This is a genomic window from Roseovarius sp. PS-C2, from assembly GCF_018862045.1.
Classification (GTDB): Bacteria; Pseudomonadota; Alphaproteobacteria; order Rhodobacterales; family Rhodobacteraceae; genus Roseovarius.
In genome coordinates, this window is the sequence record NZ_JAHKSQ010000003.1 from 417,455 (window position 1) to 439,341 (window position 21,887).

The 21,887-nt window shown below is 65.2% G+C and carries 25 protein-coding genes; 15 read left to right on the forward strand and 10 right to left on the reverse strand.

Features of this window, described 5'->3' with window-relative positions; genetic code table 11:
- The first annotated feature begins 3 nt into the window (after positions 1-3).
- Genes KPG71_RS07985 through KPG71_RS08010 form a run of 6 tightly spaced genes read left to right on the forward strand, consistent with a single transcriptional unit; the run spans position 4 to position 4,424 of the window.
- The gene (locus KPG71_RS07985; protein WP_216337563.1) at positions 4-648 is read left to right on the forward strand and encodes a hypothetical protein; all 645 of its coding nucleotides are present in this window, start codon (positions 4-6) and stop codon (positions 646-648) included.
- Positions 645-1,391: an ABC transporter ATP-binding protein gene (locus KPG71_RS07990; RefSeq protein WP_216337564.1), complete on the forward strand. Its 747-nt coding sequence runs from the start codon at positions 645-647 to the stop codon at positions 1,389-1,391. The genes KPG71_RS07985 and KPG71_RS07990 overlap by 4 nt, the downstream gene beginning before the upstream one ends.
- 51 nt (positions 1,392-1,442) lie before the next feature.
- Positions 1,443-1,904, forward strand: coding sequence for a paraquat-inducible protein A (locus tag KPG71_RS07995; protein WP_216337565.1), 462 nt, complete (start codon positions 1,443-1,445; stop codon positions 1,902-1,904).
- A 39-nt stretch (positions 1,905-1,943) separates the two neighbouring features.
- Positions 1,944-3,308: a DNA repair protein RadA gene (radA, locus tag KPG71_RS08000; protein ID WP_216337566.1), complete on the forward strand. Its 1,365-nt coding sequence runs from the start codon at positions 1,944-1,946 to the stop codon at positions 3,306-3,308.
- A gap of 22 nt (positions 3,309-3,330) precedes the next feature.
- The gene (locus tag KPG71_RS08005) at positions 3,331-3,942 is read left to right on the forward strand and encodes a CvpA family protein (protein ID WP_216337567.1); all 612 of its coding nucleotides are present in this window, start codon (positions 3,331-3,333) and stop codon (positions 3,940-3,942) included.
- A 35-nt stretch (positions 3,943-3,977) separates the two neighbouring features.
- Entirely contained in the window at positions 3,978-4,424 is a 447-nt protein-coding gene (locus KPG71_RS08010; protein ID WP_216337568.1) for a DMT family transporter, read from the forward strand.
- On the opposite strand, the gene KPG71_RS08015 is transcribed toward KPG71_RS08010, so the two are convergent.
- Positions 4,418-5,653, reverse strand: a complete 1,236-nt coding sequence (locus KPG71_RS08015; RefSeq protein ID WP_216337569.1) for an alpha/beta fold hydrolase — start codon at positions 5,651-5,653, stop codon at positions 4,418-4,420. The two genes, KPG71_RS08010 and KPG71_RS08015, sit on opposite strands and share 7 nt — an antisense overlap.
- Before the next feature lie 157 nt (positions 5,654-5,810).
- On the opposite strand from KPG71_RS08015, the gene KPG71_RS08020 reads away from it, so the two are divergent.
- The 3 genes from KPG71_RS08020 to KPG71_RS08030 all read left to right on the forward strand — a co-directional run bounded on the left by KPG71_RS08020 (position 5,811) and on the right by KPG71_RS08030 (position 8,108).
- Entirely contained in the window at positions 5,811-6,011 is a 201-nt protein-coding gene (locus KPG71_RS08020) for a hypothetical protein (protein WP_216337570.1), read from the forward strand.
- A gap of 195 nt (positions 6,012-6,206) precedes the next feature.
- Positions 6,207-7,661: an amidophosphoribosyltransferase gene (purF, locus tag KPG71_RS08025; protein ID WP_216337619.1), complete on the forward strand. Its 1,455-nt coding sequence runs from the start codon at positions 6,207-6,209 to the stop codon at positions 7,659-7,661.
- Between the two features lie 180 nt (positions 7,662-7,841).
- The gene (locus KPG71_RS08030) at positions 7,842-8,108 is read left to right on the forward strand and encodes a pilus assembly protein PilP (protein WP_216337571.1); all 267 of its coding nucleotides are present in this window, start codon (positions 7,842-7,844) and stop codon (positions 8,106-8,108) included.
- Positions 8,109-8,246: 138 nt separating this feature from the next.
- Here the strand turns inward: KPG71_RS08030 and KPG71_RS08035 are convergent, their stop codons facing one another.
- Entirely contained in the window at positions 8,247-8,819 is a 573-nt protein-coding gene (locus KPG71_RS08035) for a biotin transporter BioY (RefSeq protein ID WP_216337572.1), read from the reverse strand.
- A gap of 114 nt (positions 8,820-8,933) precedes the next feature.
- On the opposite strand from KPG71_RS08035, the gene KPG71_RS08040 reads away from it, so the two are divergent.
- From KPG71_RS08040 to KPG71_RS08055, 4 genes are all read left to right on the forward strand, one after another.
- A complete protein-coding gene (locus KPG71_RS08040) occupies positions 8,934-9,587 on the forward strand; it encodes an SDR family oxidoreductase (RefSeq protein ID WP_216337573.1) in 654 nt (217 codons plus the stop codon).
- A gap of 82 nt (positions 9,588-9,669) precedes the next feature.
- Complete coding sequence (surE, locus tag KPG71_RS08045; RefSeq protein ID WP_216337574.1) at positions 9,670-10,452, forward strand: 5'/3'-nucleotidase SurE; 783 nt, start codon at positions 9,670-9,672, stop codon at positions 10,450-10,452.
- The gene (locus tag KPG71_RS08050; protein ID WP_216337575.1) at positions 10,449-11,105 is read left to right on the forward strand and encodes a protein-L-isoaspartate(D-aspartate) O-methyltransferase; all 657 of its coding nucleotides are present in this window, start codon (positions 10,449-10,451) and stop codon (positions 11,103-11,105) included. Before surE ends, KPG71_RS08050 begins: the two co-directional genes overlap by 4 nt.
- A 62-nt stretch (positions 11,106-11,167) precedes the next feature.
- Positions 11,168-12,340, forward strand: coding sequence for a LysM peptidoglycan-binding domain-containing M23 family metallopeptidase (locus KPG71_RS08055; protein ID WP_216337576.1), 1,173 nt, complete (start codon positions 11,168-11,170; stop codon positions 12,338-12,340).
- Between the two features lie 70 nt (positions 12,341-12,410).
- On the opposite strand, the gene KPG71_RS08060 is transcribed toward KPG71_RS08055, so the two are convergent.
- From KPG71_RS08060 to KPG71_RS08095, 8 genes are all read right to left on the reverse strand, one after another.
- Positions 12,411-13,247, reverse strand: coding sequence for an ATP-binding protein (locus tag KPG71_RS08060; protein ID WP_367397325.1), 837 nt, complete (start codon positions 13,245-13,247; stop codon positions 12,411-12,413).
- Entirely contained in the window at positions 13,244-14,230 is a 987-nt protein-coding gene (gene tatC, locus KPG71_RS08065) for a twin-arginine translocase subunit TatC (protein WP_216337577.1), read from the reverse strand. The genes KPG71_RS08060 and tatC overlap by 4 nt, the downstream gene beginning before the upstream one ends.
- Complete coding sequence (gene tatB / locus KPG71_RS08070) at positions 14,227-14,706, reverse strand: Sec-independent protein translocase protein TatB (protein ID WP_216337578.1); 480 nt, start codon at positions 14,704-14,706, stop codon at positions 14,227-14,229. Before tatB ends, tatC begins: the two co-directional genes overlap by 4 nt.
- Positions 14,707-14,713: 7 nt before the next feature.
- Positions 14,714-14,938 carry a twin-arginine translocase TatA/TatE family subunit gene (locus KPG71_RS08075; protein ID WP_216337579.1) on the reverse strand — a complete coding sequence of 75 codons (225 nt, stop codon included), beginning with the start codon at positions 14,936-14,938 and terminating at the stop codon, positions 14,714-14,716.
- A gap of 174 nt (positions 14,939-15,112) precedes the next feature.
- A complete protein-coding gene (locus tag KPG71_RS08080; RefSeq protein WP_216337580.1) occupies positions 15,113-16,198 on the reverse strand; it encodes an ABC transporter ATP-binding protein in 1,086 nt (361 codons plus the stop codon).
- Positions 16,199-16,287: 89 nt separating this feature from the next.
- Positions 16,288-17,430, reverse strand: a complete 1,143-nt coding sequence (locus KPG71_RS08085; RefSeq protein WP_216337581.1) for a PLP-dependent aspartate aminotransferase family protein — start codon at positions 17,428-17,430, stop codon at positions 16,288-16,290.
- Positions 17,430-18,176 (reverse strand): aspartate/glutamate racemase family protein, encoded by a 747-nt coding sequence (locus tag KPG71_RS08090; protein ID WP_253196153.1) that lies wholly within the window; start codon positions 18,174-18,176, stop codon positions 17,430-17,432. The genes KPG71_RS08085 and KPG71_RS08090 overlap by 1 nt, the downstream gene beginning before the upstream one ends.
- On the reverse strand, positions 18,173-19,300 hold the full coding sequence (locus tag KPG71_RS08095) for an anhydro-N-acetylmuramic acid kinase (protein WP_216337582.1): 1,128 nt from the start codon (positions 19,298-19,300) through the stop codon (positions 18,173-18,175). The genes KPG71_RS08090 and KPG71_RS08095 overlap by 4 nt, the downstream gene beginning before the upstream one ends.
- Positions 19,301-19,363: 63 nt before the next feature.
- Here KPG71_RS08095 and tyrS point away from each other — a divergent pair, with 63 nt between their 5' ends.
- Both tyrS and arsB read left to right on the forward strand, forming a co-directional pair.
- Complete coding sequence (gene tyrS, locus KPG71_RS08100; protein ID WP_216337583.1) at positions 19,364-20,617, forward strand: tyrosine--tRNA ligase; 1,254 nt, start codon at positions 19,364-19,366, stop codon at positions 20,615-20,617.
- 186 nt (positions 20,618-20,803) lie between these two features.
- Positions 20,804-21,823, forward strand: coding sequence for an ACR3 family arsenite efflux transporter (arsB, locus tag KPG71_RS08105; protein WP_216337622.1), 1,020 nt, complete (start codon positions 20,804-20,806; stop codon positions 21,821-21,823).
- The last annotated feature ends 64 nt before the right edge of the window (positions 21,824-21,887 follow it).

Here is a 21,887-nt window from a genome sequence, read left to right on the forward strand (position 1 = left end):
TCGATGACAAGAAAAATAATTGAAATTCTAAAAGCAGAGCTTTCGCATGTTAGTTCTGAAACCGATGTATCACAGGAAAGTTTAGATCGACTGGATTTGATAGTTGACGCAGCCTTGGAGACACTTCCAAGACAATTCAAAAGTGTCTTTAGCGATCTAAGCAACAACCATTCAACTTACAATGGCACAGAAAATATTGCCATCGTAAGAAGGCTCATCGGAATTCTACAGTTTGCAGATGAAATTAAAAGTGTGGAACAAGAGGAACATAGCGACAATCTTATCCCAACTTTTGAAATTAGTCCGCAAGATAAGACTCGAATAGTAGAACTATGCGAAAAGATGCGTCGTATCATTTTTGTTACCGCAGACTTTGATGAACCCCATAGGTTAAGGCTGCTCAATAGAATTGCAGCGATCGAAGCAGAAATTCATAAACCAAAAGGAATGTTTGATGTAGTTCGGGGGGGGATAAACGACATAGGGGAAACTCTCGGGAAATTTGGAAAGGACATCAAGCCACTGACAGAACGAATGAAAGAAGTCGTCAGCATTACCAGAAAAGGTACCAAAGCATACGATCAGCTTCCTGAGCCTGAAGACGTCAAACGCCTCCCTTCACCAGAGAATGACGGCGAAGAGGAATGATCGAACTCAAAGACGTTCATAAGGCATTCGGCAGCAACAAGGTGCTCCAGGGGGTCGACCTGACCATCCCGACCGGCACGTCGATGGTGATCATCGGCGGTTCGGGCACCGGGAAATCCGTGGCGCTGAAATGTATTCTGGGGCTGATCCGGCACGATGCGGGCGAAATCCTGCTCGATGGCAAGGACGTCACCAAAGGCGACCGCGACGCATTTCTGGCGCGTTTCGGCATGCTGTTTCAGGGCGGCGCGCTGTTCGATTCCCTTCCCGTCTGGCAGAACGTGGCCTTCCGCCTGCTGCGCGGCTCACTCAAGCGGCCCAAAGACGAAGCGCGCGAAATCGCCATCGAAAAACTGCGCCGCGTCGGGCTCAAACCCGAGCAGGCCGATAAGTTCCCCGCCGAACTGTCCGGCGGCATGCAAAAACGCGTTGGCCTTGCCCGCGCCATCGCCGCCGAGCCGGAAATCATCTTTTTCGACGAACCCACCACGGGCCTCGATCCGATCATGTCGGGCGTGATCAACGATCTGATCCGCGAAATCGTGGTGGAAATGGGCGCCACCGCCATGACCATCACCCATGACATGACTTCGGTGCGCGCGATTGCCGACAACGTGGCGATGCTGCATGACGGGGTGATCAAATGGACCGGCCCGGTGGCCGAAATGGACTCCTCGGGCGACCCTTACCTCGATCAGTTCATTCACGGCCGCGCCGAAGGCCCGATCGAGGCGGTGCGTTAGAGACGCCCCCACGGGCTTTGCCACCGAAGAAGAACCGGGTAAGCCACAGTCATGCTCAAATACGCCAACCTCGCCCTGCTTGTCCTGTTCCCCGTCGCGTGGTTCGCGCCGCTGATCCGCGCGGGGCTGAACCTGCCGCTGTTCGGCCTCAGCGAGATCAGCGTCGTCTCGGGGCTGCAAAGCCTCTGGAAAAGCGACGTGGTGCTGGCGCTGATCGTCACCGTCTTCGCCCTCTTCGCACCCTATATGAAAACCATCGGCCTCGCGCTGATCCATTTCGGCCTGCTGCGCCGCAAGGCGCTCCCGGCGCTGCAAATCCTCGGCAAGCTGGCAATGGCCGACATTTTCCTGATCGCGCTCTATATCACGATCTCCAAGGGCATCGGTCTGGGCCGGATCGAGGTGGCCTGGGGCCTTTACCTGTTCACCGGCTGCATTCTGGCCTCCATCGCCATCGGCCACCTGAGCGAAAAACGCCGCCCCCGCGCGGGGAATGGCGCGCAGGCCGAATAGGGGTTTGACGCCCCGCGGCCCATCGGGCAATAGCGACGCATGGCGAAACTCAACACCTTCACCTGCTCGGCCTGCGGGGCCTCGTTCTCGAAATGGTCGGGGCGTTGCGACGCCTGTGGCGAGTGGAACACCATCATCGAAGAGGCGCCGCTATCCGCCGGTCCCGCCTCGAAATCGCTGGGTGCCAAGCGTGGCACGCCGATCACCCTGACCGATCTCTCGGCCAGCGAAACCCCACCACCGCGCACCGCCTCGGGGATGGACGAACTCGACAGGGTGCTGGGCGGCGGGCTGGTTCCGGCCAGCGCGATCCTTGTCGGCGGCGATCCGGGTATCGGCAAATCCACCCTGCTTCTGCAAGCCGCCGCGCGTTTCGCGCAGGCGGGGCTGAAAACCTTCTATGTCTCGGGCGAAGAGGCCAGCGCTCAGGTGCGGATGCGCGCGCAGCGTCTCGGGCTGGCCGATGCGCCGGTGAAACTGGCCACCGCCACCAGCCTGCGCGACATCCTGACCACGCTGGAAAGCGAAGCCCCCGATCTGGTGATCATCGATTCGATTCAAACGGTCTGGGCCGATAACGTCGACAGCGTGCCGGGCAGCGTCAGCCAGGTGCGCGCCGCCGCGCACGAACTGACCACCTTCGCCAAGCGCAAGGGCGCCTCCGTCGTCATGGTCGGCCATGTCACCAAGGAGGGGCAGATCGCCGGGCCGCGCGTGGTGGAACACATGGTCGATACCGTTCTCTATTTCGAGGGCGAGCGCGGCCACCAGTTCCGCATCCTGCGCAGCGTCAAGAACCGCTTCGGCCCCGCCGACGAAATCGGCGTGTTCGAGATGACGGGCGGCGGTCTGGCCGAAGTCGCCAACCCGTCCGAGCTGTTCCTCTCGGGGCGCGGCAACCCCGCCCCCGGGTCGGTCGTGTTCGCAGGCATCGAAGGCACGCGCCCGGTGCTGGTGGAAATGCAGGCGCTGGTCGCCCCCACCCCGCACAGCCAGCCACGCCGCGCCGTGGTGGGCTGGGACGGCGCGCGTCTGGCGATGATCCTCGCCGTGCTCGAGGCGCGCTGCGGCATCCCCTTTGCCGGGCTCGATGTCTATCTCAACGTCGCGGGCGGCATCAAGATTTCCGAACCGGCCGCCGATCTGGCCGTCGCCGCCGCGCTGCTGAGTGCGCGCGAGGACACCAGCCTGCCGACGGAAACCGTGGTTTTCGGCGAAATTAGCCTGTCCGGCGCCCTGCGTCCGGTCGGCCAGACCGAAAACAGGTTGAAAGAAGCGCGAAAACTTGGTTTCACATCAGCAATTGTGCCATCGGGCGGAAAACCCGGCGGCGACGGTGGGCTGGCACTCACCCGCATGGGCGATCTGACCGCTTTTGTCGGGGACGTGTTCGGCGCAGGATAAAAAGCCGCAAGGGACAGGACATATGGAAGGTTTCACCATCATCGACGGCGTCGTGGCGCTGGTTATCGTCTTGTCGGCGCTGCTGGCCTATTCGCGCGGCCTCGTGCGCGAGGCGCTGGCCATCGCGGGCTGGATCGTGGCCGGCATTCTGGCCTTCATCTTCGCACCGCAGGTCGAGCCGCTGATCAAGGAAGTGCCCGTCGTCGGGGATTTCATCGCCGACAGCTGCGAATTGTCGATGATCGGGGCCTTTGCCGCCGTGTTCGCCGTGGCGCTGATCGTCGCCTCGCTGATCACGCCGCTGTTTTCCTCGCTGGTGCAGCGCTCGGCGCTCGGCGGGCTGGATCAGGGGCTCGGCTTCCTGTTCGGCGTGGCACGCGGTGTGCTGCTGGTGGCCATCGCCTATTTCGTCTACGAAACCGTCGTGACCAGCCAGAACATCGCCGCCATCGACGACAGCCGCTCGGCCCGCGTGTTCAGCCGCATGACCGAAAAGGTGCAGGACGGCAACCCGCAACAGGCGCTCGGCTGGATCACCCTGCAATACGAAGAACTGGTCAGCGCCTGCGACGCGCCCGCCGATGCCGCCGATCCCGCTGCAACGCCCGAAACGACCACGACCGACGGCAACTGACCGGCCCGGCCCCGGCCCGCGATGAAGGACGCGCCATGATCAACACGCCCTTTCTGGCCTTCTTCCTCGTTATCGTCGCCGGGGCGGCCATTGCCCTGCAATCGCCCCTCAACGCCGCGCTCGGCCGCCATATCGGCAGCAGCCTCGGCGCGGCCACGATCTCGTTCGGGGTGGGCTTTGCCGTGCTTCTGGCGGTCACGCTGGCCTCCGGCGACGGCGGGCGGCTGCTCGACGCGGCCCATGCCCCGCGCCTTCTTCTGACCGGCGGCCTTCTGGGCGCGTTCCTCGTCTGGGCCACGCTGGCCAGCGTTTCGGTCCTTGGCGTGCTGACCATGAGTTCGGTGCTGATCCTCGGGCAGATCGTCGCGGCGCTCGCCATCGACCATATGGGCCTCTTCGGATTGGTCGCGCGCGAAGTTTCCCTGACCCGTCTCATGGCCGCCGGTCTGGTCGCGGCGGGCGTGGTCCTGTCACGCTACTGACCCCGCGCCGCGCGATTGCCTGTTCCGTTCCCGGATTGCGTCGCCAGAAACCGGTCCACCGCCGACATCATGGCCTGCCAGCCCGCATCCTGCGGCAGGGCGATGTGATTGGGGCTGTCGAACGCGAAAAACCGGGCATCCGGCAACCCCTGCGCCAGTTTCTGCCCTTGGTCGAACGGCTGCACCGCATCGCGCCGCCCATGCCCCACCAGAACCGGGCAGCGCACCTTGTCCAACTCGCCGGACACATCGAACATGCCGATGGCCTGCCGCAACTCCACCGCCCGCTGCGGGGTGGCGGATTGCAATTGCATCTCGATAAAGCTGTCGATCTGCTCGGGTGTGCCTTCGGGCATGAACAGGCTTGAAAACGCGGTCATGAAGGCACTGTCCGGGTGGCCCCAGCCGCCTTGGATCAGGCTCAGGAACGTATCCGTCATCGACTCGCTGCGCGCCTTGTCGCGCAACAGGCTGCCCTGAACGAAACCCGACACCAGCACCAGCGCGCTTACACGCTCGGGGTGACGCGCCGCAAAGGCCAGGGCCACCGGCACGCTTTGCGACACCGCGAAGATCGCCGCGCGCTCCACCCCCGCCGCGTCCAGCACAGCGGCCATGTCCTCGACGAACCCCTGCAAGGTCAACGCGCCGCAGTCACGCTCGGACAGGCCGGTGCCGCGCTGGTCGTATTGCAACAGCCTGCGCCCCTGCCCCAACCGGTGTATCAGCGGCCGCCAGACCGGGCTGCTCCAGTCCAGTTCCAGGTGTGACAGCCAATGCCCCGCCCGCAACAGCACCGGCCCCTCCCCCGACACCTGCCACGCGATCCCGCTGCCATCCGCCGAACTCGCCATGCGGATTTCGGGAATGTCCTGCACGTCGGGTGGCGGCAGTCCGACAGCCCCGTCGCCCTCGTCCTCCTGACACTCGACCGGCACCGCCATCTCCAGCCCCACCCGGTTGACCGTGCGAATAACCGCCTGCCGCCGCCCGTCGTCGCCGACGGCAGCGCGCGCCGCACTGATCCGGGCGCTGATCGTGGCCTCGGATACGATGCGCCCCTGCCAGACGTGGTCGATGATCTGGTCACGGGTCACGATCCGATCCGCGCAGCGCACCAGCAATTCCAGCAATGCAAACACCTGCGGTTCGACATGAACATCGCCTTGCGTCCGCGTCAGCCGATGGCGGCGCAGGTCCAGAACGCAATCTGCAAAGCGATATTCCATCCCCGGATTAAAGCATCAAACCCCGCCCCCCGGAAAAGAAAAACCGCCGGTCGGGGCAAAATCAGGAAAATCCCAAGGGTTTCGCAAGCCTGCCTTCAAGCGCTCCGCCACCGGCCCCGGCATCATGGGCGCATCGCATCAACCACAGGAGAGCGACATGCCCAAGGTCACCCCCACCCCGATCCGCTATCGCCCCGACGGCTCGATCGACACGGCCTATCACATGCAGGCCGGTCGCAGGCTGCGCAGCGAAAAGGCGCATGACCTTATGGGCCGCGCGATCGCCCCGCCAGCCCCCACCCGGCCCGCACGTTTCCACTGGCTTAACCGGCTCTTGCGCCCTCTGGCGCTGCGCTGACACCCGCCGCGCGACGGGGTCGCCCGGACGGACCCGAAAAACCCGTTCAGGGTTTCTGCGGTGCCGCCGGGCGGCACAGGCCGGAGCGTTGCAATCAGTTTCCTGTGATAGTTTCGTGACATATGCGCCCTCAGCCACTAAGTAAGGGCCGAAAAGAGACAGACCGGGATTCGGAGACGCCCCTTGTCCAAGCATATGCCCCCTGCCCATCCGTTCGACGACGACAAGTTGAAAGAAGAATGTGGCATCTTCGGCGTGATCGGCCTGACCGACGCGGCGAATTTCGTGGCCCTCGGGCTGCACGCCCTGCAACATCGCGGACAAGAGGCGGGCGGCATCGTCTGCCACGATCCCGAACAGGGCTTCAACAGCGCCCGCCGCTTCGGCTATGTGCGCGACAACTTCACCAAGCAATCGCTGATGGAAACCCTGCCCGGCCCGCTGGCCATCGGGCATGTGCGCTATTCCACCGCCGGCTCCAAGGGGCCGACGCAAATCCGCGACGTGCAGCCGTTCTTTGGCGAATTCGCCATGGGCGGCGCGGCGATTGCCCATAACGGCAACATCACCAATGCCGACGCCCTGCGCCGCGAGCTGATCGAACGTGGCTCGATCTTCCAGTCCAGCTCGGACAGCGAATGTATCATCCATCTGATGGCCCGTTCGCTGCAACGCACCATCCCCGAACGGATGGAAGACGCGCTGCGCCGGGTCGAAGGCGCGTTTTCCGTCGTCGCCATGACCCGCACCAAACTGATCGGCGTGCGCGATCCCCTGGGGGTGCGCCCGCTCGTGCTGGGACAGGTCGGCGATGGCTGGGTGCTCAGCTCGGAAACCTGCGCGCTCGACATCATCGGCGCCAAGTTCGTGCGCGAGGTGGAGCCCGGCGAAATGGTAGTGATCTCGGACAAGGGCGTCGAAAGCCATTTCCCCTTCCGCCCGCAATCGCCGCGCTTCTGCATCTTCGAACATGTCTATTTTTCGCGCCCCGATTCGATCATCGGCGGGCGCTCGGTCTATGAAACCCGCCGCCAGATCGGCGTGGAACTGGCGCGCGAGGCCCCGGTCGATGCCGATCTCGTCTGCCCCGTGCCCGACAGCGGCACGCCCGCGGCCATCGGCTTCAGCCAGGAATCGGGCATTCCCTACGCGATGGGGATCATCCGCAATCAGTACATGGGCCGCACCTTCATCGAACCCACCGAGCAGATCCGCAACATGGGCGTGCGCCTCAAGCTGAACGTCAACCGCGCCCTGATCGAGGGCAAGCGCGTGATCCTCGTGGATGACAGCGTGGTGCGCGGCACCACCAGCCGCAAGATCAAGGAAATGATCCTCGATGCCGGCGCGAAAGAGGTGCATTTCCGCATTGCCAGCCCGCCCACAGCCTGGCCCTGCTTCTATGGGGTGGACACGCCGCAGCGGGAAAAACTGCTCGCCGCCACCATGAGCGAAGAGGAAATGCGCGACCATCTCGCCGTCGACAGTCTCAAGTTCATCTCGCTCGACGGGCTTTACCGCGCCGTGGGCGAATCGTCGGGGCGCAACGCCAAATGCCCGCAATATTGCGATGCGTGTTTCTCGGGCGAATACCCGGTGGCCCCCTCGGACATGATCGAAAAGGGCTTCGAGGTGAAGGCGGCGGAATAACGCCGCCTCACCTGCCCCGCTCCCCCCTCCACCAGACCGAATAAGCGGTTTGCCGCCCCGTGCCGCTTGGGGCTGCAGCGGCTTGCCGCCGATACCCTGTTCCCCCTGTTTTACCTGTCCGCCACAGGGTCTATAGGCCTCACTCCGATAGTCACAACGCGATACAGGCAGCACCGACACATGGCACAAACCACCGCCAGCACCGCCAGGATTCAATCCGCCGCCACGCAGGAAAACGTCCTGCCCCGCCGACAGGTCGCGCTTCTGGGAACCTTCATGAAACCGAACGGCGCCGAGGCGCTGATTCTCGACAGCCGGGGCCGTCTGCACACCGTCACGCGCGGCGACAGGATCGGCCGCGCCGTCATCGTCGCCATCGAAACCGGCGCGCTGCACCTGGCCGAAGAAGGGCGCACCCTCGTCCTGCACATGCCCGGCGAGGGCTGACGGCCAACGCCCGGAAAGTGTTCTGCTCCACGCAAGCCATTGATCTGGCCCGGACCGCAAGGCCGGGCCGCGCCCGCCCCCTCACATGAAAACGCCGCCCCGGCACGGGACGGCGCATTGCCTCGCTGACCAGCAGGCTCAGCCTTTCGCGCGGTGCGCCTCGACAGCCTTCCAGCCACCCCGGACAACCATCGCGGCAATGGCCGACTTGACCACCATCCCCACAAGGAACGGCATCATGCCCACCTGAACGGCGGTCTCGAACCCGATAAAGGTGCTCAGCCAAGCAACCCCCGGCACGAATACCAGAAGCGTCACGACCGCGCCCGCCACCGTCGTGCCGATCAGACCGCGCGCAAGCCCTTTCTCGGCGGCCAGCCCGGCCAGATACGCCATCGGCACGAACCCGAACAGGAACCCCGCCGTCGGCCCCACCAGCGACGCGCCATTGCCGCCACCGGCAAATACCGGCAGCCCCATCGCGCCCTCGGCCAGATAGGCCAGCAGCGTCAACGCTCCCAGCCGCGCGCCATAGGTCAGCCCGACAATCAGGATCGCCAGCGTTTGCAGGGTCATCGGCACCGGGTACATCGGCACACTCACCTGTGCGGCCAGCGCCACGAAAAGCGACCCGCCAAGAATCAGACCGGCGGTGTTGAGCAGGGTTTGCTGGCCGATCACGGCCTTGCTGAGAACTCTGTCCTGCGACATGGAATTGTGTCTCCCTGTGTTTATGTCATAGATGGGCGCGACATTTTGGATCGCGGGGGCGGTTGTCAATCAAAGGCACTTGCCATCGCGGCAATCAGGTGAGATTTCCCGAACATGACCGAAACACCGGAACAAAAGATTGCCCTCGTCACCGGCGCATCGCGCGGCCTGGGCTTCGCGCTCGCCGTGGAACTGGCGAAAACCCACCATGTCGTCGCCGTCGCCCGCACCACCGGCGCGCTCGAGGAACTGGATGACCGCATTCAGGCGGCGGGCGGTCAGGCCACGCTCGCGCCGATGGACATCGCCAATGTCGATGCCATGCGCCAGCTTTGCCGCTCGATCCACGATCGCTGGGGCACGGTGGCCACATGGGCGCACACCGCCGTTTACGCCGCGCCGCTCGCGCCCGCCGGGCATATGGACGAAAAGGCATGGGAAAAATCGGTCGAGGTGAACGTCACCGCCACGGGCCGCCTGATTCCCTTTGTCACGCCGCTTCTGGGCGACACGGGCCGCGCCCTGTTTTTCGAGGACGACCGCGCGGGGCAGAAATTCTTCGGCGCTTATGGCGCGACCAAGGCGGCCCAGATCGCGCTGGCGCGCAGCTGGCAGGCCGAAACCGCGCGCACCGGCCCGCAGGTGCATGTGCTTGCGCCCCAACCGATGGCCACCGCCACCCGCGCGCGCTTCTTCCCCGGCGAGGATCGCGCCCCGCTGGCCAGCGCCACCGACGAGGCCCGCCGCCTGTTGGCCACACTTGAATAGGCGCGTGCCCCAAACGCTTGCCGCATCTGCCTTGCCCGGATAGACAGGCAGACGAAGCAGGCAAGACAAGGGGCACGGGGCATTGCGCATTCTCATCACCAATGACGACGGGATCAACGCCCCCGGACTGAAGGTTCTCGAAGAGATCGCCACCGGCCTCGCCGGCCCCGAGGGCGAGGTCTGGGTCGTCGCCCCCGCCTTCGAGCAATCCGGCGTCGGCCACTGCATTTCCTACACCCGCCCGATGATGGTCAGCCAGATGGGCGAACGCCGCTTCGCCGCCGAGGGCAGCCCCGCCGACTGCGTGCTGGCCGCGATCCATGACGTGATGGCCGACGCCCGCCCCGATCTGGTGCTCTCGGGCGTGAACCGGGGCAACAATTCGGCCGAGAACGCGCTTTATTCCGGCACCCTGGGCGGCGCGATGGAAGCCGCCCTGCAAGGCTGCCGCGCCGTGGCGCTCAGCCAGTATTACGGCCCCGCCGTCAGGGACACCCCCGACCCGTTCGAAGCCGCCCGCCTGCACGGCCTGCCCACCCTGCGCAAACTGCTGGAGCGCGGTGTGTGGACCGAAGACGATTACGGCATCTTCTACAACATCAACTTCCCGCCCCTCCCGGCAGCCGAGGTCAAGGGCGTCAAGGTCGCGCCGCAGGGCTTCCGCCGCGACATGGGCTTCGGGGTGCAACCCATCCACTCTCCCTCGGGGCGGCGCTTCCTGTGGGTGACCGGGGCACCGCAGCAGCAACCCACCTCACCGGGCACGGATGCCGACATGAACCTCAAGGGCTATATCTCGGTCACGCCGATGCGCGCCGACCTGACGGCCCATGACGCGCTGGAGGCGCTCAAGGCGATAGAATGACCGACGACGCCAGCGATATCGCCGAACGCAAGATGCAGTTCCTGTTCGCGCTGCGCTCCAAGGGCGTGACCGACATGCGCGTGCTGACGGCGATGGAAAAGGTCGATCGCGGCCCCTTCATCCGCGGCTATTTCGCCGCCCGCGCCTACGAGGACATGCCCCTGCCCATCGCCTGCGGCCAGACGATTAGCCAGCCCTCGGTCGTCGGTCTGATGAGCCAGGCGTTGCAGGTCACCCCCCGCGACAAGGTGCTCGAGGTCGGCACCGGCAGCGGCTATCAGGCCGCGATCCTCAGCCACCTCGCACGCCGGGTCTATACCGTCGACCGCCACAAGCGGCTGGTCACCGAAGCCAGCGAGATTTTCCGCGATCTCGACCTGACCAACATCACCGCCGTCACCGCCGACGGCAGTTTCGGCCTGCCCGATCAGGCCCCGTTCGACCGCATCCTCGTGACCGCCGCCGCCGAAGACCCGCCCGGACCTCTCTTGGCGCAGTTGAAAATCGGCGGTATCATGGTGCTGCCGGTGGGGCAGTCCGATGCCGTCCAGAGCCTGATCCGCGTCACGCGCACCGAAACGGGCCTTGACTATGACGAGCTGCGCCCGGTGCGGTTCGTGCCCCTGGTCGAAGGGCTGGGGCGCGACAGCTGACGAGTTTGACACGCAGAGGCCCCGGCCAACAAGGGGCGCAGGAGCATGAGGACAAGATCGAGATGACATTCCCCTTCCCCAAAGCGCCGCTTCTCGCGGGCACCGCATGCCTGGCGCTGGCCGCCTGTCAGCAGCCGCTCGATTACGACCTGCGCGGCGCCTTCGGCAATGCCCACAGCACGGCAGAGGCCGCGCAGACCGCCACCACCGCCCGTCCGCAGCCCGACAGCCGCGGCATCATCTCCTATCCCGGCTATCAGGTGGCCGTCGCCCGGCGCGGCGATACCCTGGCCAGCCTCGCTGCGCGGATCGGTGCCGATGCGCAATCCCTGGCGCAGTATAACGGCATGCAAACCGGCGATCCGCTGAACAAAGGCGAGGTCATCGCCCTGCCCTCGCGCGTGGCCGAACCCGCCGGCGGTCCGATCCAGCCCCTCGGCGAGGTGGACATCACCACCCTGGCCGGCGATGCGATCAACTCCGCCCCCGATACCTCCACGGTCCAGAGCAGCACACTGCCCCCGGCGCAAACCGGGGTTGAGCCCGTGCGCCACAAGGTCGAGCGCGGCGAAACCGCCTATACCATCGCGCGGCTCTATAACGTCTCGGTCCGCAGCCTTGCCGAATGGAACGGGCTCGGGGCGGACTTCTCGGTGCGCGAAGGGCAGTTCCTGCTGATCCCGGTCGCCCTGTCCGACAGCGGAACGGATGCGAACCAGAGCAGCGCCGCCACCGCGGTCACCGCCCCCGGCGCCGGATCGCCCACGCCCGAACCGCCCTCGGCCTCCACGCCGCTGCCCGAAAAGGACACGACACCGGCGGCCAAACCCGTACAAACCACCAGCGCCCCCGATCTGGGCGCCACCCAGACCCAGACGAACTCGGGCGCGCGCATGGCCTTTCCGGTGCGTGGCGACATCATCCGCGATTACGCCAAGGGCAAGAATGACGGCATAGACATTTCCGCCGCCGCAGGCGCGCCGGTGCGCGCCGCCGCCGACGGTGTCGTGGCCGCGATCACCGAAGATACCAACGGCATCCCGATCATCGTGGTCAAACACCCCGACAACCTGCTGACGGTCTATTCCAACATCGCCAATGTCGCGGTGAAGAAGGGCGATAACGTCAAGCGCGGCGGGAAACTGGCCGAGATTCGCCGCGACGGTGCGGCAGCCCTGCATTTCGAGGTGCGCGACGGCTTCGACAGCGTCGATCCCAACGATTACCTGAGCTGACCCGCACAGGCATCACGAGGGGCCAGCCCCTCGTGCTCCACGGGGTATTGTCGCCGGGAAAACGCCCCGATCAGAGCGCGACGCCGCGCCGCCCGGCAAGATCGGTGAAATACTGCCAAGCCACCCGGCCCGACCGCGCGCCGCGCGTGGCCTGCCATTCGATCGCCTCGGCGCGCAGCGTGTCGTCGTCGATTTCGATATCATGGGCATCGCAATAGCCCCGGATCATGGCCAGGTAATCGTCCTGCCCGCAGGGATGGAAGCCCAGCCACAGCCCGAAGCGATCCGACAGGGAAACCTTCTCCTCGGTCGCCTCCGACGGGCTGATCGCCGAGCCGCGCTCGTTCTCGATCATGTCGCGCGGCATCAGGTGGCGACGGTTCGAGGTGGCGTAGAACACCACGTTCTCGGGCCGCCCTTCGATCCCGCCATCCAGCACCGCCTTGAGCGACTTGTAATGCTGGTCGTCATGGCTGAAGGACAGGTCGTCGCAGAACAGGATGAACCGCGCCTCGCTGCCGCGCAGATGGTTCAGCAGGCGCGACACGCTTGGCAGGTCCTCGCGCTGCAATTCGACGATCTTCAGCGGCAGGTCTTCGGCGCGCACGGCGGCATGCACCGCCTTGACGAGGCTCGATTTCCCCATGCCCCGCGCGCCCCACAGCAACGCGTTGTTGGCCGGCAGGCCACGCGCGAACTGGCGGGTATTCTCCAGCAGCGTATCGCGCGAGCGATCCACCCCCACCAGAAGCGACATATCCACCCGGTTCACCTGCGGCACGGGCTCCAGCCGGTCGGGCTCCACATGCCACACAAAAGCGTCGGCAGCGTCGAAATCGGGGGCGTTCAACGGCGCCGGAGACATACGCTCCAACGCCGCGGCGATGCGCTCAAGCGGGTCGCTCACTTGGAATTGTCCTTGTCGTCGTCTTCATTGTCGAACTCGTCCAGCAAGGGATCGTCGAACTCTTCCTCACCATACGGGTCGCTGTCGTGATGCGCGGCCGTTTCGGGTTCGGCATCGGCTTCTTCTGCCGCGTCCTCGTCCTCATCCTCGTCGAACCACAGCCCCTCGGCGCGCAACTGCGCCTCGCGCTTGGTTTCGACCCGGCGCACCAGCCAGATGGAAATCTCGTACAGTCCATAGACCACCACGAACAGGATCACCTGCGTTATGACATCGGGCGGCGTCACCAGCGCGGCCAGCACCAGAATGCCCACCACCGCGTATTTGCGCACATTGCCCAGGCCTTCGGCACTGACCAGCCCGGCCTTGCCCATCAGCGTCAGCAACACGGGCAACTGGAAGCACAGGCCAAAGGCCACGATGAACTTGATCGTCAGGTTCAGGTATTCCTGCGCCGAGCCCTGGAACACCACGCTCAGCGGCGCGGCGTTCTGCGGATCGCCCGTCGGCAGCGCCTCGCCGCCCTGCCCGAATTGCTGGAACCCGAGGAAAAAGTCATAGGCCAGCGGGGTGACCACATAAAACGCGAATGCCGCGCCCAGAATGAACATGAAAGGCGAGGCGATCAGGAACGGCAGGAACGCGCCCTTTTCCGATTTATACAGCCCCGGCGCCACGAACCGCCACATCTGGTTGGCGATGAACGGAAACGACAGGATGAACCCGCCAAGCAGCGACACCTTGATCGCCACGAAGAACCCTTCCTGCGGCGAAATGAAGATCAGGTCGCAATCCTGCCCCCGGCTGGCCAGCACCTGACACAGCGGCGCGGTCAGGAAATTGAAGATCGGCGTGGCCACCGTGAAACAGATGATCATGCCGATCAGGAAGGCGACGACCGATTTGATCAGCCGCGAGCGCAGCTCGGTCAGGTGCTCGATGAGCGGTGCCGAACTGTCTTCGATCTCGTCAGAGGGGCTCATGCCTTGTTGTCCTCGGCAGTATCCGTCGCGGTCTTGCCCGCATCCTTGGTATCGGATGCGTCCTCCGCGGCGGCGGCCTTCGCCTGCTCGGCCTCTTCGGCGGCGCGGCGTTCCGTGGCCTTTTCAGCGGCCTTGGCGCGGATCTTGTCGGCCTGCGCCTGACGTTCCTCGCTCAGCTCGCTTTTCTTCTTGGGGCCGGCCATGGTGTCCTGGGTAAAGGTCGAAGAGGCCTTCTTGACCTCGTCCATGGCGCTGCCCACCGGGTTCGTGGCCTTGCGCAGGCTGTCCGAAACGTCCTTGACCCCGGCCTCGTCGGCGGCGTCGTTCATGGCCTGGCTGAAATCGCGGGCCATGCGCTTGGCCTTGCCCACGAAATTGCCCACCGTCCGGAACATGCCCGGCAGATCCTTGGGGCCAACGACGATCAGCGCGACGATGCCGATCACCAGCAGCTCGGTCCAGCCCAGGTCGAACATCTAGGGCTCAGGCCTTGTCTTTTTCGTCTTCGGGGGTCACGTCGCGCGCCGTGTCGGCGGCGTCGGCGCTGGCATCCTCGATTTCCTTGTTGCCCTCGGCAACACCCTTCTTGAACGAGGTGATGCCCTTGCCCACCTCACCCATCAGCGACGAAATCTTGCCGCGACCGAAAAGCACCAGCACCACCACAGCGATCAGAAGAAGCCCCGGAAGGCCGATATTGTTCAGCATAATGTCTCTCCCATTGTCGGGGCCTGTTTTTGCGCGGCCCCGGCATTTCGTCAACCGTATCTAAGCCCTCTGCGCGCGGGTTGAAAGACGCAATCCCGCCGCAGGCCCCACAAATCGGCAATTTCCTTTGTCCGATGGCCGGAAAACGCCGCCGATGCCGCGCGAACCGCGCTCTCAGGCCCTGACCGGAAAGGTAAAACACTTGTCGCGCCGGATCATCAGCCACAGCGGCTTGCCGGGCTTGGGCAGGAACACGTTGGGCACCGTCGCGCGCATGATCGAGCCGTCATGATCCATGCGAAACTCCACAAGGCTCTCGCTGCCCATGAAGCGCGCCCGCCGCACCACGCCGCGCGCCGCCGTGCCCATTTCGATCGTCGGGTCCGGGCCGCGCCCGTTGCGGTCAAAGTCGATCTTGATGTGCTGCGGGCGGATGACGATATCCACCTCGCTGCCCTCATGCACCCCTGGCGTCAGGAACCGGCCAAAGGCGGTATGCACCAAAGCCCCGTGAACTTTGCCGCGTATCACGTTGATATCGCTGAAAAACGCCACCGCGTCCCGATCCACCGGCGCGTTGTAGATGTTATAGGGGGCGCCCTGCTGCACGATCCGGCCGTCGCGCATCAGCGCGATCTCGTCGGCCATGCGCATCGCTTCCTCGGGTTCGTGCGTGACCAGCAGAACGGCGGTGTCCTGCTCGCGCAGGATATCCAGCGTTTCGTCGCGAATCCCGTCGCGCAGCCGGTTGTCCAGCCCCGAAAACGGCTCGTCCATCAGCATGATCGACGGGCGCGGTGCCAGCGCGCGGGCCAGCGCCACGCGCTGTTGCTCCCCACCCGACAGCTCGTGCGGATACTTGTCGCCATAGCTGGACAGCCCCACACGCTCCAGCAACTCATCGACACGGCGCTGGATATCGGCCTTGTCGCCCGACAGGCCGAACGCCACGTTCGCCCCCACCGTCAGATGCGGAAACAGCGCGAAATCCTGAAACATCAGCCCGATATGGCGGCGCTCGGGCGGGATACGGAACGACGTGTCGCAGACAAGGTTGCCATCGACCCAGATTTCCCCCGAATCCTGCATCTCGACCCCGGCGATCATCCGCAGCGTGGTCGATTTCCCGCAGCCCGACGGCCCCAGCAGGCAGGTCACCTGCCCCGGCATCACCTTGAGCGAAACATCGTCCACCACGCGCCGCCCGTCGTAATTGCGCACGAGGTTGCGAATCTCAAGTCTCGGGGTCGCTGACTGCACCTTGGCCTCTTGTCTTTCCGATCAATTTGATCGGATTTGCTTTGACTGGCAGATAGCAACCCCACCGCATTTGCGCAAGAGAGCGCGCCTCACCCGCCCAGCGCCTGTTCGAAATCCGCGATCAGGTCGCCCGCATCCTCGATCCCGACGGACAGGCGCAGCAAGGTGCCGGGAATGCCGCTGTCGGGCTCGATGGTGGCGCGATGCTCGACCAGGCTTTCGACCCCGCCCAGCGACGTGGCGCGATGGAACAATTGCAACCGCCCCGCCACCCCGATGGCGCGGGCCGCATCGCCACGCACCAGAACCGACAGCAGGCAGCCGAAACCGCCGCTCATCTGCCGCGCTGCCACCTCGTGCCCCTGATGCCCCGGCAGGCCGGGATACCAGACCGCCTCGATCCCCTCATGCGCGTCCAGCGCCTGCGCCACACGCAAGGCGTTCTCGCACATCCGCTCCATGCGCAGGGGCAGCGTGCGCAATCCCCGCATCAGCAGCCACGCCTCGAACGGCCCGAGGATCGCCCCGCCGTCATGACGTTCACGGGCGATCTGCTGCCAGACGCGCGCCGCACGGTCCCGACAGGACAGGACACCGGCCACCACATCTGTATGACCGTTGATCGACTTGGTCGCCGAATGCATCGAAATATCCGCGCCAAACTCCAGCGCCCGCGTCAGCACCGGCGAGGCCGCCGTGCCATCCACCGCCAGCAGCGCCCCCGCGCCATGCGCCAGATCGGCGGCGCGCGCGATATCCACGGTTTTCAGCCACGGGTTCGACGGCACTTCGATCCAGACCAGATCGGCGGGGCTCTCGCAGGCCGCGCCCAGCGCCGCGGGATCGGTCGCATCCACCTCCTCCAGCGTGATGCCGTGGCGCGCGCAATGGCCCCGCACCCAGGATGTCACGCCCCAGTAGATGCCCGATTGCATCACCACTCGCCCCCCGTCCGGCACCGTGCGGAACAGCGCCGTGACCGAGGCCATGCCCGACGGGAACAACAGGCTCTCCTCGGCGCCCTCCAGTTGGCGGATCACCTCCTCGGCCTGACGCACGGTATCGTTCTCGTCGCGGCAATACATGTTGCGCGGATGCAGCAAGGCATTGTCCGCCCCCCGCGCATAGGTCGTCGCCACCGAGATACCGGGAATCACCCCGCCATCCCCCGCATTCAGCGCCCCCGCCGCGCGGGCGGCGATTGTGGCCGGTTTCAACCGCTTGTCGTTCATCAATGCTCTCCGTTCCGAAACAACCGCCCCGGCCCCCAGCCGTCGGTGTCTTCGATCCCGCCCAGCCGCAGCACATGCCACATCAGCGCGAGGTTCGAACTGACCACCGGCAGGCCCAGCGCCGCCTCGACATCGTCGATCAGGCCAAAGGTGCGCAGGTTCGTGCAACTGGTGAAAATCGCCTCGACGCCCCCGGTGCGGCCGGTGTCCAGCATCGCGGCGCGGGTGCTGTCCTCGCTGATGCGCGCCACGCTCCAGTCCTCGCTCATGCCATAGCTGGCCTCGGCCACCACTTCGATCCCGTCCTGCGCCAGCAGCGCGCGCACCGGCGCCGAAACCGTATCGACATAGGGCGACACCAGCGCGATCCGCCTCACCCCCAGATGCTTCAGCGCCGCGCGCACCGCGCGGGCCGGATCGGTCACCGGCACATCGGGATGCGCCGCGCGGATCAACTCGCCCACCCGGTCGCTGCCGATCACCGTCGCCCCCGAGGTGCAGCCATAGCCCACCGCATTCAGCCCCGCAGGCAGGCGCGCCGCGGTCGAGGTCATCTCGCCCTCCATCGTCGACAGGTCCTCGGGCGTCACATGGGCGTTCGCCGGAATGCGCGCATGCAAAAGGTTCACCTCGCGCCCGTCGATCACCTGCCGCGCCTCGTATTCCAGCGTTTCGTCGGTGCTCAGAACGATCAGGCCCAGCCTGCGGCCCCGCCCGGCCCCCTGATCCAGCTCATAAGGTATCATGCGCCTCCTCCTCCCATCGTCCGGATGGCATTCGACGGGCGGCTGATCGTGCCTCCCGACACGCCCGCGCGCACGCCCGTCGTGCCGGGGCAGGATGTCGGCAGCCCCCGCGCCACGCGCACCGCCAGATGCGCGAACGCCTGCGCCTCCAGCATGTCACCATCCAGCCCCACGGCCTCCACCGGCTCCACCGGGCAATCCAGCGCCACGCGCAGCATCTCCATCAGCACCGGGTTCTTGCGCCCGCCCCCCGTGACCAACAGGCGCTCGGGCGGTTCGGGGCAATGCTCCATCCCGCGCAGCACGGCAGCAGCGCTCATCCCGGTCAGCGTGGCCACCGCGTCGGCATCGTCCAACTCCTCCACCAGCGCGATCATGTCCCGGAACGCATCGCGATCCAGCGACTTGGGCGGCATCCTGAGGAAATAGGGCTCGTCCAGGAACAGCTCCAGCGCCCCCTGCGCCACCTCGCCCCGCCGCGCCAGCGCGCCGTCCCGGTCAAAGGGCTGGCCGCGTCGCGCCATCGTCACATCGTTGATCGGCGCATTCGCCGGCCCGGTATCAAAAGCCAGCAACGCGCCCTCCTCCTCGGGGCGCTCCTTGCGCGGGTCCACCCATGTCAGGTTGCCCACCCCGCCAAGGTTCAGAAACGCCAGCGGCGCGGTCGCCCCCATCCATTTGGCGCAGGCGAAATGGTAAAACGGCGCCAGCGGCGCGCCCTCTCCGCCCAGCCGTATGTCGGCGCTGCGGAAATCCCAGACCACCGGCACGCCCAGCGCCTCGGCCAGCGCATCGCCATCGCCCAGCTGATGCGTCCCCCGCCCCTGCGGCTCATGCGCCAGCGTCTGACCGTGAAACCCGATCAGCCCGACACCCTCGAACCCGCTCAGCGCCTCGATATGCGCGCGCTGCACCACCTCCAGCACCTCGTCCAGATCGTCCACCGGCCAGCGGCCCAGCGCGGCGCTCAGCACTGCCTGTTCCTGCGCCGAATACGCCCGGTACACGCTATCGCCAAAGCCATAAATCCGCTCGCCATCGGTGTCGACCACGGCGGCATCCACCCCATCGAGCGACGTGCCCGACATTGCGCCCAGTGCCCGGATACGCCCCGCTTTCAACATGGCCTTTCCCTTCGCGTGTTCCGTGCCTATACATGCCGCGCAATCAAGACCGGGACAAGCGATATGACCTACCACCCCAAGTCCGAATTCCTGCGCATCATGCAAGAGCGCGGCTTCCTCGCGGACTGCACCGACCTTCAGGCGCTGGACGACAGCCTGATGGCGGGCGCGGTGACGGCCTATATCGGCTATGACGCCACCGCGAAATCACTACATGTGGGGCATCTGCTGAACATCATGATGCTGCGCTGGCTGCAAAAGACCGGCCACCGCCCGATCACCCTGATGGGCGGCGGCACCACCAAGGTGGGCGATCCCTCCTTCCGCTCGGACGAACGCCCCCTGCTGGACGAGTCGCAAATCGCCGAAAACATCGGTGGCATGCAGCAGGTCTTTGCCCGCTACCTGTCATACGACGACACCACCGGCGCGATGATGCTCAACAACGCCGAATGGCTGGACGAGCTGAAATACATCGAGTTCCTGCGCGACATCGGGCGGTATTTCTCGGTCAACCGGATGCTCAGCTTCGAGTCGGTGAAATCGCGGCTGGACCGGGAACAATCCCTGTCCTTCCTCGAATTCAACTACATGATCCTGCAGGCCTACGACTTCCTCGAGTTGAACCGCCGCTATGGCTGCACCCTGCAAATGGGCGGCTCGGATCAGTGGGGCAACATCGTCAACGGCATCGACCTGACCCGCCGCGTCGAAGGAAGCGAGATTTTCGGCCTCACCTCACCGCTCTTGACCACCTCGGACGGACGCAAGATGGGCAAATCGGCGGGCGGCGCGATCTGGCTCAATGGCGACATGCTCAGCCCTTACGAATTCTGGCAGTTCTGGCGCAACACCACCGATGCCGATGTGGGCCGGTTCCTGAAATACTACACCGAACTGCCCGTCGACGAATGCGACCGGCTCGGCGCGCTGCAGGGCTCTGAAATCAACGAGGCCAAGGTGATCCTCGCCAACGAGGTCACCACCCTTCTGCACGGGGCCGAGGCCGCACAGGCCGCCGAGGCCACCGCCCGCGAAGTGTTCGAAAAGGGCGGCACCGGCGATGACCTGCCCACACTCGACCTCAGTGTCGCCGATCTGGCCGATGGCGGGATTTCCGTGGTGCAACTGATCGTCAAGTCGGGCCTTGCCAAATCCGGCAAGGAGGCCAAGCGCCTGATCGCCGAAAACGGCGCGCGGCTCGATGACGCCCCGCTGACCGATGCCGGGCTGATGATCGACGCCGCCGCCCTGGCCTCACCGATCAAGCTGAGCGCGGGCAAGAAGCGTCACGCGCTGGTCAAGCTGGCCGACTGAACGAACGCGCTGCCCAAAGCCCGGCGGGCTTTGGGCCATCCGCCACCGAAAAACGGCGATGAGAGCGGCGACAAACCGTTGCATCCGGCCACACACTTCGATACTTCTCAAAATAACGAAATTCCAAACCTCACCCGCAAGGACCCCGCAATGGCCGATCAATGCACGCCCCAAACGCTGCCCGTCATGGGCATGTTCGAACGCTGGCTGTCGCTCTGGGTGGCGCTGGCTATCGGCACGGGGCTGCTTCTGGGCAATATCGTTCCCGGCCTCTTCCAAACGCTTGCCGCTCTGGAAATCGCCTCGGTCAACCTGCCGGTGGCGCTGCTGATCTGGGCGATGGTCTACCCGATGATGATCGGCGTCGATTTCACCGCCCTGCGCGACATCGGCGAACGCCCCAAGGGGCTGATCGTGACGCTGCTGGTCAACTGGCTGATCAAGCCCTTCACCATGGCCGCGCTCGGCGTTCTGTTCTTCAACCATGTCTTTGCCGGGCTGATCCCGCCCGACGATGCACAGGCCTACCTGGCCGGGGTGATCCTGCTGGGCGCCGCGCCCTGCACCGCGATGGTGTTCGTCTGGTCGCAACTCACGCGCGGCGATGCCACCTATACGCTGGTGCAGGTCAGCGTGAACGACGTGATCATGGTCTTCGCCTTCGCGCCCATCGTGGCCTTCCTGCTGGGCGTTACCGACATCGCCGTGCCGTGGGAAACACTGGTGCTGTCGGTGGTGCTCTACATCGTCATTCCGCTGGTCGCCGGGCTGTTGACCCGCGCACGCCTCATGGTGCAGGGCGGCGAAGCGGCGGTCGACACCTTCCGCGACCGGATCAAGCCCGTCACCGTGATCGGCCTTCTGGTCACGGTGATCCTGCTGTTCGGGTTTCAGGGGCAGGTGATCCTTGAAACGCCGCTGGTCATCGCCCTGATCGCCGTGCCGCTGCTTCTGCAAAGCTATGGCATCTTCGCACTGGCCTACGGCCTGGCGCGGCTGTGGCGCATCCCTTTCAACGTGGCCGCCCCCTGCGCGCTGATCGGCACGTCGAACTTTTTCGAACTGGCCGTCGCCGTAGCGATCAGCCTGTTCGGCCTCGGGTCGGGGGCGGCGCTGGCCACCGTCGTCGGCGTTCTGGTCGAGGTGCCGGTCATGCTGTCGCTGGTCGCTTTCGCCAACCGCACCCGCCACTGGTTCCCCGGCTGAGGCCACGCGCCCGCGCATCGGCCTCCCGCACATCCGGCGCACCAGACCGCCAGCACGGCGCCAT